At 37.3% G+C, this 12,096-nt stretch carries 9 protein-coding genes; 5 read left to right on the top strand and 4 right to left on the bottom strand.

Going from position 1 to position 12,096, the window contains the following annotated elements:
• A partial coding sequence (locus ABDH28_02825; GenBank protein MEN2997954.1) for a hypothetical protein occupies positions 1-755 on the top strand: 755 nt, incomplete at its 5' end.
• Between the two features lie 6 nt (positions 756-761).
• Here ABDH28_02825 and dnaG read toward each other — a convergent pair.
• The 3 genes from dnaG to ABDH28_02810 all read right to left on the bottom strand — a co-directional run bounded on the left by dnaG (position 762) and on the right by ABDH28_02810 (position 4,270).
• Entirely contained in the window at positions 762-2,555 is a 1,794-nt protein-coding gene (dnaG, locus tag ABDH28_02820; protein MEN2997953.1) for a DNA primase, read from the bottom strand.
• A 1-nt stretch (position 2,556) separates the two neighbouring features.
• Positions 2,557-3,174 carry an imidazole glycerol phosphate synthase subunit HisH gene (gene hisH, locus ABDH28_02815; GenBank protein ID MEN2997952.1) on the bottom strand — a complete coding sequence of 206 codons (618 nt, stop codon included), beginning with the start codon at positions 3,172-3,174 and terminating at the stop codon, positions 2,557-2,559.
• Positions 3,175-3,316: 142 nt separating this feature from the next.
• Entirely contained in the window at positions 3,317-4,270 is a 954-nt protein-coding gene (locus tag ABDH28_02810; protein MEN2997951.1) for a ribose-phosphate pyrophosphokinase, read from the bottom strand.
• A 98-nt stretch (positions 4,271-4,368) separates the two neighbouring features.
• On the opposite strand from ABDH28_02810, the gene ABDH28_02805 reads away from it, so the two are divergent.
• On the top strand, positions 4,369-6,144 hold the full coding sequence (locus ABDH28_02805) for a hypothetical protein (protein MEN2997950.1): 1,776 nt from the start codon (positions 4,369-4,371) through the stop codon (positions 6,142-6,144).
• Here the strand turns inward: ABDH28_02805 and ABDH28_02800 are convergent.
• Positions 6,133-7,860 carry an Hsp70 family protein gene (locus ABDH28_02800; GenBank protein MEN2997949.1) on the bottom strand — a complete coding sequence of 576 codons (1,728 nt, stop codon included), beginning with the start codon at positions 7,858-7,860 and terminating at the stop codon, positions 6,133-6,135. The genes ABDH28_02805 and ABDH28_02800 overlap by 12 nt on opposite strands.
• 304 nt (positions 7,861-8,164) lie before the next feature.
• Here ABDH28_02800 and ABDH28_02795 point away from each other — a divergent pair, with 304 nt between their 5' ends.
• From ABDH28_02795 to ABDH28_02785, 3 genes are all read left to right on the top strand, one after another.
• Positions 8,165-9,118 carry a MoxR family ATPase gene (locus ABDH28_02795; protein ID MEN2997948.1) on the top strand — a complete coding sequence of 318 codons (954 nt, stop codon included), beginning with the start codon at positions 8,165-8,167 and terminating at the stop codon, positions 9,116-9,118.
• Positions 9,119-9,224: 106 nt separating this feature from the next.
• Entirely contained in the window at positions 9,225-11,096 is a 1,872-nt protein-coding gene (locus ABDH28_02790) for a glycoside hydrolase family 13 protein (GenBank protein ID MEN2997947.1), read from the top strand.
• 1 nt (position 11,097) lies between these two features.
• A complete protein-coding gene (locus ABDH28_02785) occupies positions 11,098-12,030 on the top strand; it encodes an AEC family transporter (GenBank protein MEN2997946.1) in 933 nt (310 codons plus the stop codon).
• Positions 12,031-12,096 lie beyond the last annotated feature (66 nt).

Below are 12,096 nucleotides of genomic sequence, written 5' to 3'. Positions count from 1 at the left end.
CATCCTCAGATAGTTGGATGCTATTCACAAGAGAGTTTTATTCACTAGTCCACTCTAAACTGAGAGAAGATGGAGTATTTATCCAGTGGATTCCTATCCACAACCTTGAAGTTTACGATTTCACATCAATACTAAAAACCGTAAGAAGTGTCTTCTCAAATGTCTCTCTTATGGTAACCGGAACATACACATTAGTGCTTACTAAAAAAGGAAAGTTTGAAAAACTTGAAATTTTCAGCAAGGATTTCGGAGACTTGAAAACCATAGGAATAGCAGATGAAGACACTTTTAAGTCATTGGTGCTTTTGTCTCCAGAGTTATTCAACATTCTCGTTGAGAGAGAGAAAGGAGAAATACTATCTGACTTGAAATCATCCGTTGAATTTGCAGAATTTCACCGAAGGGTTGCAGAAGATACAAAGGTGAAAAACTTGAAGCTTATCCTCAAATACTCAACACCACTAGAACTTTCAAAATTCACGGATACTGATCCTAAAAAACACTATAGCATGATTTTGGCAAATACTGGATTGGTTGATTATTGGGACAACTTACACTACGAAGCCCTGAAAAAACTTGACAAGTCTCTAGAACTTGACCCTAAGAACTTTTACTCAAGATTCCTTTTCCATACAATCTTTCCCAATTTCGTAGAACTAGTATACAAGTATGAAACTCAGATAAAGGAGAGATATGGAGAGAAAGTATACCAAGAGCTAGTTGAATATATCCGCAGTAAGATAGAGAGCAAGTAAAAACTTTCAATAAGCAATCCTCATATTCTCTTTTATCTTTTTCTCCTCAAGTGTAAGAAGATGCTTTTCCTCCAGAAGTTCTTCTACTATCTCCCTATCAGCTTCCTCACTGCTAACCCTCTCTATTATACTCTGGATCTCCCTCTTCCTATCTCTTATCCTTCTTATCTTATAAAGCGCCAACAGAAATTCAAAATCCTCTTTCAAACTCTCCCCAGACACTAAAATCACGTTTGTTGCCTTACTCTCAACCTCAGACTGAAGAAGGTAGAGAGTATTCACACTTTCCTCACTAACCTCTTCGCTTAGCAAGTAATCCTCAAGAAAAGTAAGGTAAACTCTTGCAGTTTCATTCTTCATACTCTCTATGTCTACTTCAGTTCTAAGTATATCAAACAGAGAATTATCTTTACTTACCATATAAGCAATAACTATCTCAATATCTTTATTTGAGAGTTCAGAGTAAGCAAGAGATACATTATCAGCGTTCATTCTTTGCTTACTTTGATACTTTTCAAACTCCGAAGACACAACAGACTCACTTACACCTATCGCCTCTGAGAGTTTTCTGATAGCCTCTTTCTTATCATAGATGTTCTTCATAAGTGAGACAAAGTAGAACATCTTAAGCAGAAAGGACATTTTAAGAACTTTATCATCACTCTCTAGGATGGAGCTATTGTGGTACAGGAAAAAATCAACAATATCACAAGAATTTTTCAACAGCATATCTTCATCTACCTTTTCTCCTTTGCTTTCCAAAACTTTAACGAACTCATCTGGATCTTTTTGAGAAAACTTAACAAGCTTTACCTCTAGATCAGAGTTATTTAGAATAAGCGGTATTGCTTTTTCCACAGCTTTAACCCCGGCACTATCGGAGTCAAAAAAAAGATACACCGTATTCGCTATATTACTAAAAAGCTTCACCTGCTCCACTGTCAAAGCAGTCCCCATAACACCACATACATTCTCTATCCCACACCTATGAAGAGAAATCACATCAAAATATCCTTCAACCAGAAACACTCTCCCCTTCTCCTTTATCCTACCTTTTGCATGATTAAACCCAAAGAGGATTTGCCTCTTTCTGAAAAGAACAGTTTCCGGAAGGTTTATGTATTTAGCACTTTCTTTATCAGAGAGTGCCCTCCCGGCAAAACCAACTATCTCTCCATACTCACTCTCTATCGGTAAAGTAAGTCTACCTCTGAATAAATCCATCGGGCCACTGGATGTCTTTAGAACAAGTTTAGACTCAAATATAGTATCATCGGTAAAGAATTTTGACTTAAGGTAGCTATAAAGAGCTTTCTTGCTATCAGGAGCCATTCCAAATTTAAACTTCTCAGCAACCATCTTGTTCACCCTACGGCTTTTGAGATAATCCATCCCTACCTTTCCTCTCTCACTCTTCGTCAGATGAAAAGCAAAAAACTTTTGAGCTTCGGAATTAATCTGCTTTAAATTCGTTACAAGCATCTTGTCAGCCTTACTTCCTCTATAAAGCACACCATCTATATCTACTCTGGCTTCTTTAGCAAGCTTCCTAACTGCCTCCATAAAGGATATTTTCTCTATCTCCATCACAAAAGTAAAAACATCACCACTCTTACCACACCCAAAACAATGGTAAAACCCTTTTTCCGGCGCAACTGTAAACGAAGGAGTTTTCTCACGATGAAACGGACACAAGCCTACATAGTTCTTACCTACCCTTTTAAGGTTAACATACCTGCCTATAACCTCCTCAATTACTATCCTATTTTTTATCTCAGACATTACTTCCTTTATGTTCATACTAAAAATCTACTAAAAACTTTCTAATAACTTCTTCTCCGTTAAGATGACTCTTTTCTGGATGAAACTGGACAGCAAACAAATTTTCGCAAAAGATTGAAGAGACGAAGACCTCACCTTTATATTCAGTAGTAGTGCTCACTATCTCCGGAGTATCCACAACTGCATAATACGAATGCACAAAATAGAAGTATTTTCCACTATCCTCTTTTGAAAAGAAAAGGTTTTCATTAACAACATTGATCTGGTTCCAACCGATATGAGGAATGGGTTCTGCTTTTGAAAATCTGACCACCTCTCCCCTAAATATTCCAAGCCCATCAACCCTCTCTCCCTCATACCCAACCTCAAAAAGAACTTGAAGCCCTACACATACACCCATAAACTTTCTACCACTTGCTATCCAATCCTTTATAAACACATCAAGGTTATTCCTCCTAAGGTTTGCCATTACATCTGCAAAAGCCCCCACTCCCGGAAGAATAAGCTTTTCAGAGTGTTTCAAAGTATCCACATCGGAAGAAACAACCACCTCAACTCCAAACTTCCTACCAACCCTCAAAATTGCATTAACCATACTTCTGATGTTTCCTGCTCCATAGTCAATAACACCTACCATAACACAAACGTAAACCTCCTAAAGTATTTCTATTCCACCAAATCACTAGCTCTTATCCTTAAAAGGAAGAACAGGAAAACAATCTTCTTAGGTAAGTATCGGTAGAAAAAAACCTCTCAGTTTACACAACTGTAACCGCCTCTCACTTCTTCACAAACAACGAACTTACCGAACTGTTTGTATGGATTCTTGATATCGCTTCAGCAAAAAGTTTATAAACGCTAAGAACTCTCATCTTTGGTAACATTTTCTCCTCGGGGATTGGAATAGTATCAGTCACTACTATTTCATCAATCGCCTCCTCTGAAAGTTTGCTTTTTGCATCTCCCGAGAGAACAGGATGAGTCGCCATTACTATTACCTTTTTTGCTCCCTCCTCTTTCAACTTTCTGGACGCTTTTGCCACCGTCCCTCCCGTGTCTATTATGTCGTCAATTATCACAGCATTCTTACCTCTTACATCCCCTACAAGATTCATAACCTCAGCAACATTATACTCCGTTCTTCTTTTATCAATTATCGCTATATTCAAATCAAGAAAGGAAGCCAAAGCTCTTGCCCTTCTCACCCCACCAGTATCGGGTGAAACAACAACAAAATCACTTATATTCTCATAGTATCCTCTTAAGTATTCAATAAAAACAGGAAACGCATAAAGATGATCAACAGGTATATCAAAAAAACCCTGAATCTGATCAGCATGCAAATCCATCGCTAAAACTCTATTAGCCCCAGCAGTTGCTATTAGGTTAGCTACTAGTTTAGCAGTTATCGGCACTCTGGGTTCAGCTTTTCTGTCTTGCCTTGCATACCCAAAGTAAGGTATCACAGCTGTTATCCTCTCCGCAGATGCACGCCTTAAGGCATCTATCATTATCAGTAACTCCATCAAGTTCTGATTTGAAGGATTACAAGTTGATTGAATGACAAAAGCATCGCTACCCCTTATACTCTCCTCTATCTTAACAAATATCTCCCCATCCGAAAACTCTGTAACCAAAGCCTTCCCAAGCTCCAACCCAAGATACTGAGCTATCTTCCTCGCTAACCCCGGATTAGACCTACCGCTAAGTATAACCACATCATTCATAAGCATATTATAAAACCCCTTCAAACACTCTTTAAAGTTCCAACCAAAAGCCTGTAACACACTTTAGTGGATAGGAAACTACACCTAGTGTTAAACTAGAATATATGATTGAAAACCTACTAAAGGAAATAGCCATTTTCACCGGACCTCTCGGCTCACTTATACTCTTCTCAATCTCCACAGTCTCAATGCTAAGCATATGTATTCTTTTCTTCATAGAAAAGGAAAAAAACAGAATTTTCCTAATAATCCTACTGTTTATATCTATATCCTTACTGGGATACCTCATCTCCAACTTCCTACTAACCTTCCATGGAATTGATACCGGCGATAGACTAAGAATTGAACGCAACAAAAACACAATAATACTTCTATCAAAACTAGAAATCCTTTCACTAGTAACAGCTATACTATCATTCTCATGCATCTCCCTATTCCTAGTGAGAGGAGCCATTACAAAAATAAAGTTCATAATAGTATTCTTAGTTGGAGCAGTAATAGTATACCTTAACTTCTTCTCCGATCAGTTCTTCCTAAAAGATACTCTAAAACTGGAAAAGATCTATTATCTAGCTAAAGAGGGGCCTCTCTTTGACATCTTTGTAGCCTACTTCGGAGCCACAGTATCTCTAGAAATCATATACCTAACTCTATCAAAAAACAAAATCAAACACGAATACTTGGAAATATACAACCAAGTAATGAGCGGATTTTTAGGAGTAATAGTTTTCGGAGTATTGGAAGTATTAGAACTATACGGAGTTACAAGATTCTACCCCTATGCTCCATCGTTGCTAGGTATGGGAATAGTGATGTTCTCAATAGTAGTGCTAATCCTACTTATAAATAGGTATTCACTACTTCTTAACGAAAACAGAGTCTTAGTAAGGCTTCTAAACGAAACCAAAGACAATATATCACTAAGTAACGATAAAATGCTAAAAAATGTAAAAGAAGTTCTGACTTTCATCAGAGATGTTGAAAATAAAATAGAAGAAACTTTTAACTTACCCGAGATTACTAAATCACTAGCCGAAGAAACCACAAATTCTCTTGAAAAAACCAAAACAATAGCAAACGAGATAAGGTCGGAGAGTTTACAAATACTACACATGCTAAACGAAAACCTTCAACACATAAAACTTGAACTTGATAAATTCTACTCTGCAAAAATAGGAGAAATTATTCACAGCGCCATCAAAAAGGAGAGAGAAGTATTAAACAGTCTAAAAAATCTATCACTACTTCTAGTAGGTCAGAAACAAATGATAGAAATACTAAAATCTATGGATCTCTCAACCCAACCACTGGAAATTTTTAAGATTACAGAGAATATTGAAAACTACATAGAGGAAAATAAGGTTCAAACGATAAATCTACTCATAATTGGAGAAAAGAATAAGGATAAGTATAGTGAATTTTCTACGATAATTGCCAACGAAATACTAAACAGGCTAACTCTTATTGAAAACACTCTCAAAAAAGCAGTAGAAAGTAAAGAAAAATTACTATCACTCCAAAAAGATATTTCAGAAACCTTACATAAAACTATTGACGATCTAACAAATCAAGAAGAACATACTGATACAGAAAAGACCTTAGAAACAATTGAACAACTGCTTTCAACACATACGAATACAAGCAAAGATATTCTTAACCTAACGAACATCGTAGACCAACTAAGCTCTAACATAGTTACTACAAGTAGGAACATAGAGGAGTTGACCAAGAACGTTGAAGAGATATTCAGTTTCTCCTATGAGGCTCATACAATATACGAACAACTCCTAGGCCTAACGGAAAAAGCGAGTGAAATAAGAAATACCATTCTTTCTATCAGAAAGGAATTTGAAGAATTCAAGAGTTTGCTAGGAGGGTAAGGAAGCTTTTTCTATGAATTGGTCATACAAGAATTTTAGCTCTCTAATCTTCATCTCCACCTGTTCAACTTCGTAGTAGTCAAAAAGCTTTTCTACCTGCTCCATAAGTTCAACGATCTCCTTATAAAGCTCTTTATCAATCTCTTTAATTCTCGGAAGTTTATCCTGTATTGTGGATGAGATTATGTTGTATTTGCTTCTTAGCAGGGCTACTTTCCTTATCTCTTCGTCTTTAACTTTATTTCGCTTCCACTCCTCTATGATTCTATGTATCTCCTCATCGCTAAGAATAAGTCTATCCTTTATTTGAATAGACTGAGAAGCACCTGTTGTTAGATCAACAGCAGAGACACTCAGAATACCGTCAATATTTATCTCAAACTTAACCTCAATTCTAGGTTCACCTTTTCTAGCCTTCCTTATTCCCTTAAGTTCAAACCTACCCAGAGATATGTTATCCTTAGCTAGAGATCTTTCACCTTGCAGAATGTGAATTTCAACTGATTCTTGGTTATCCGCAACGGTAGTAAATATTCTGCTTGCAGATGTAGGAATTGGAGTGTTTCTAGAGATGATAGGCACAAAAATACCTCCATCAACTTCAACACCTAGGGAAAGAGGTGTAACATCAACTAGAGCAATGCCCTTAATCTCACCTGCTATTATTCCTGCTTGTATTCCAGCACCTATAGCCACAACTTCCTCAGGCGAGATCGTATTTTCGGCTTTTATACCTAAATATGACTCAACTCTTCTTCTAACGTAAGGTATCCTTGAAGAACCACCAACCATCAAAAGGTAATGGATATCTTCTTTCTTTAACCCAGCATCTCTGATTGTTCTTTCTAAAAGTTCTATCGTTGTCTCAACATAAGGGGAAATAACTTTCTCAAACTGTTCTCTAGTTAGAATAAAATCCAGGTGTTTTACACTACTCTCCGTAGCACTGACAAACGGAACTATAACCTCTACAGCCTCTTCATCAGAAAGGTTTATCTTTGCCTTCTCTACCTCTTCGTAAAGCTTTTGAAGAATCACCCTATCGCTTGAGAGATCAATACCCTCCTTTCTCTTGTATTCTTCTATTATTATCTCTGCAATTGCTCTATCAAAGTCCTCACCTCCTAGGGCATTGTTACCCGAAGTTGCTAGAACCTCAAAAATACCATCACTAACGTTAAGAACGGAAACATCAAAAGTTCCTCCACCTAAGTCATAAACCACAATGTTCTTCTCACTACTTGCGTCTGAAAGTCCGTAAGCAATTGCTGCGGAAGTAGGTTCATTTATCATTCTAACAACATTGAGCCCAGCAATCTTACAAGCGTTCTTAAGAGCATTTCTCTGAAGATCCGAAAAGTATGCAGGAACCGTTATAACAACATCCCTAACAATCTCCCCAAGATAATACTCAGCTATCTCCTTTAACCTTGAAAGTATTATACTTGCAACCTCCTCAGGTGAATAAACCCTACCATTCACAACAAACCTATGATCAGTCCCTAGATACCTTTTAACAGACTTGATAACATTGTTACTGTCTATAAACAGCCTACTTTTAGCACTATCTCCAACCAATACGTTACCATCGGGTAGAAATGCAACAACAGAAGGCATTGTTTTTCTACCCTTTCTGTCAGTTATTATCCTAGCCTCACCATCCGAGTAATACCCCATAGCACACTTTGTAGTTCCAAAGTCTATCCCTATTATCATACTTCACTCCCCTTGTTATTTTTCGGAAAAGGAACAAATTCCTAAAGACAAACAAAAGCCACTGAGTAAGCCTAAACTTTTTGCTTACTCTTACTTAATTTGCTTCTGGACAGCGTTTGTCAATCACAAAATTTCACTTATGCCAAGTCTCTTGGATACTCATCAGAAAGAGTATTTACCCAGTCCCGACAGGGACTGCGAGAGAAAGAAAGAGAAACTAAACCTAATTGTGAATTTTAGACTTTATTAAACCACTTCTAGAAAGTTTGCAACCAAAACATCATATTTTTTACCATAGTTTCTAGTGTTGTCACTAGCAGATAGGATACTGAAGGAAAAAAGCAAAATAATAATTGGTCAGGATAGTATAATAACCAAGATAGTTGTCTCTCTTTTTTCGGAGGGACATGTACTGCTTGTTGGTGTTCCGGGGCTTGCTAAAACGCTGATTGCGAATACCATAGCAAAAATGTTTAGTTTTGAGTTTAGAAGAGTGCAATTTACACCTGACTTAATGCCAGCAGACATCATAGGATTTGATATAATTGAGGAAGATGGAAGCACTGGAAAAAAAAGCCTTAGGTTCCACAAAGGACCAATTTTCACGAATATTCTTCTTGCCGACGAAATAAACCGAGCTTCACCCAAGACTCAGTCCGCATTACTGGAAAGTATGCAAGAAAAGAAAGTAACCACCTTCAGTAAGACTTTTCAACTAGAAAGTCCATTTTTCGTGATAGCAACACAAAACCCTCTGGAGCAGGAAGGAACATATCCACTACCTGAGGCCCAGCTTGATAGGTTTATGATGCAGATCAATGTTGACTATCCTTCATACGAGGAGGAACTTAAAATCTGCAGAACTACACCAGACCTATCCCTAGTGCAACCAATAATGGAAAAAGAGGAATTTTTCAGATATCAAAGAGAAATAGAAGAAGTTTTCGTATCGGATAAAGTAGTTGAATACATTGTAAAAATCACCAGACAGACAAGACCTTCGGAGAGCAACATCAGCGAAGTAAAAGAGTTTGTTGAATGGGGTGCAGGACCAAGAGCATCTCAACATCTTCTCAGAGCGGGAAAATCTCTAGCATTTCTAAGAAATAGCAAAACTCTACTAAAAGAACATATTGACGAGATAGTATTTGACATCCTAAGACACAGAATAATCCTTAGCTACTCAGCGAAAATTGAAAACATATCTCAGGACCTTATAATACAGCTTGTGGTAGAGAATATATCAAGGAAAATATAGTAAAGCTCTAGCAAAGTTTGGAGACAAACAGAGATCTAAAGCTTCAAAGTTGAAACCTTACTTATAGGTAATTTATAGACCTTTTTCAAAGTTATAGGGGTTTTCCATGTCTTTTCAGCTTGACTGGAAAGAAACTCTCTGCTCCGAAGTCAACCACACTTTCGTTTCCAACCCCTACCCAACTTATAACGAGTATGTTAAAGTGAGGTTTAGGGTACTGAAAAACAACCCTATAAAGAAAGCGTTTATAAGGGCGGTGATTGATGGGGGGTCACGGTATATAAGAATGCAGCCATCCAAGAAAACAAACAACTTTGTATACTACGAAGGATGGCTAAAGATATCCCAAAGGTTTACGAACTACCACTTTGTTCTAGATATAGGAAGCGAAGTTCTTTTTTTCACGAGAAAGGGGGTATTTGATTACTTTCCTACTGAGGATAATGACTTTGTAATACTTGCGGACTTTGAAAATCCCGATTGGGTTCCAAAGAGCGTGTTCTATCAGATATTTCCGGATAGATTCGCTCAGGGCAATCCAGAAATAAGTGTAAAAACTGGAGAATATGAATACCTTGGACACAAGAGTATAAAACTTGAATGGGGTTCAGAACCACTGCCCTACAGCAGAGGTTTTTGTCTAGACTTCCAAGGAGGAGATCTTTACGGCATAATCCAAAAAATACCCTACCTAAAATCCATAGGAGTAAATGCTTTGTACCTAAATCCTATATTCAAGGCTATGACAAATCACAGATATGACTGCATTGACTATTTTAGCGTTGATCCACACTTAGGAGGGGATTTAGCACTAAAAAAACTAGTTGAAGAACTACATAAAAACGGGATGAAGATAATTCTAGATGTATCATTAAACCACACAGGGTGTGAACACACTTGGTTTAAAAAGGCTTTGTCAGACCCACAGTCTGAAGAGAGAGGCTTTTATTACTTTAAGCCAAGCGGAGAATACAAAGGGTGGGCAAACCTTTCAGAACTGCCTCAGCTAAACTATAACTCATTAAAACTTAGGGAAATAATGTTTGAAGGTGAAGATTCTCTGGTAAGGTATTACATAAAACGTTTTGACATTGATGGATGGAGATTTGATGTTGCAAACGATACAGGAAGAAATGAAAAAGATCAATTTGGAAATGAGATATTTGCAAGAATAAGAGAAAGAGTCAAAAGTCTTAAAAGAGATGCCTACCTAATTGGTGAGCATTGGGAAGATAATATAAGTTATCTGCTTGGTGACCAGTTAGATGCCTGTATGAACTACTTTGCCTCCTCAAGACCTATAAGATGTTTTGCCGGAGAAGTAGACTGGTTTCTAAGAAACGTAGTTGAGCCCGGAAGAAAACTTAAACCCTACACAGGAAACAACCTAAGAAACCAGATCATACAACACTTTAGCAGACTACCCAACCAAATAGCTTTTCTTCAATACAACCTTCTTGATTCACACGATATTTTCAGATTTCACACCACAGAGTATTTTGATAGGGATATATACAAGGGTATGGTATCTCTTCTCTTTTTACTTCCAGGAACGGTATCAATATACTACGGAGATGAGATAGGGATAAGAGGAAGAACGTCAGATGTAGAAGGGTGTAGGTATCCGATGGAATGGAACGAGAACATCTGGGATAAATGGTTTTTACAGATATACTCAAAGCTTGCTCACTTAAAACTGAGGGAGAAAACCCTACACTTAGGAGTATACAGACCGCTGTATGCAGATGATGATAGTTTTGCTTTTTCAAGATTTGACGAAGAAAAGTGTTTTATATCAATACTCACAAGATCAGAAAGCGAAAAGGAAATAAGGATACCAACTTATCCAGCCGGAGTTTTCAATTCTAAAGGTACGGACATATTCTCAGGAGAGGAATTTAATACTCTAGATGGTTACTTAAACGTAAAAGTATCAAAAAGCAGACAACTTCTTCTAGAATTCATCACTGACAACTGAGATGTTATTTCTCAAGGTTCTTTTTCCAGTGCTCATAGTAATAGTCCTCTCATACATTCTTTCAAAGTATAGGAAGGTAGATCCTTTCAACTTAAGTGTGCTTTCAATGTATATTCTCTCTCCTGCTTTGATACTTAGAGCGTTTGATATGTATGGTGACTTTTTGATTAAAAACTTTCTTTTAGTGTCTATTCATCTGACCGTTCAGACAATTGTAATGTTTTTAATCTCAAGATCTATAGCGAGTATTCTAAAATTCTCCAACAGATCTACATACTCTCTGATACTACTTTCTTTTCTTCCGAATACGGGAAATATAGGCATACCCGTAACGGAGTTTTACTTAGGAACGAAGGCCAGTAGTTTTGCTACCTTAGTGCTTGTAGTGACTTCAATCATAACCCAAACCTACGGAGTATACCTAGCTTCTAGGGGAGTTCACAGTTCAGGAGATTCGTTAAAGGATCTAAAAAACTCTCTAAAGAACGTATTAACCTTACCTCTTATATACACAGTGCTACTAGGAACTTTATTAACTATCTTGGGGGTAAAACTACCGTTTTTTCTCAAAGAACCTGTGTATTGGCTAGGTTTCTCTGCCCTTGTTATGGGACTAGTCCAGCTTGGAGTAATTCTTAGTAAAACCAAGATTGAACTTATTCCTGTAAAATTTGTGATAATTGCACTTTTACTAAAACTCATAGTCTCACCCTGTATAGCCTTTCTAATAGGAAATCTTCTTGGATTCAGAGGACTAGAGCTTAAAGTGATAACACTTCAGTATGCTATGCCTTCGGCACTCTACTGTAGTATTCTTTCAAGCTACTTCAACTTAATTCCGAGAACGGTTGGAATAAGTGTTTTTTTCTCAACTATCATTGGTTTTGCATCACTTTACGGCTTGATAGAACTACTTCAGATCCTACCCGACTAAACAAACCAGTTAGAAGGGAATACCGACTCTCATTTTCAGCAAACTCCAACTAAGTATCATAGTGAA

This window comes from Brevinematia bacterium (assembly GCA_039630355.1).
Classification (GTDB): Bacteria; Spirochaetota; Brevinematia; order DTOW01; family DTOW01; genus SKYB106.
Note: the sequence above shows the minus strand (reverse complement) of the source record. Positions and strands in the feature narration are given on the sequence as shown.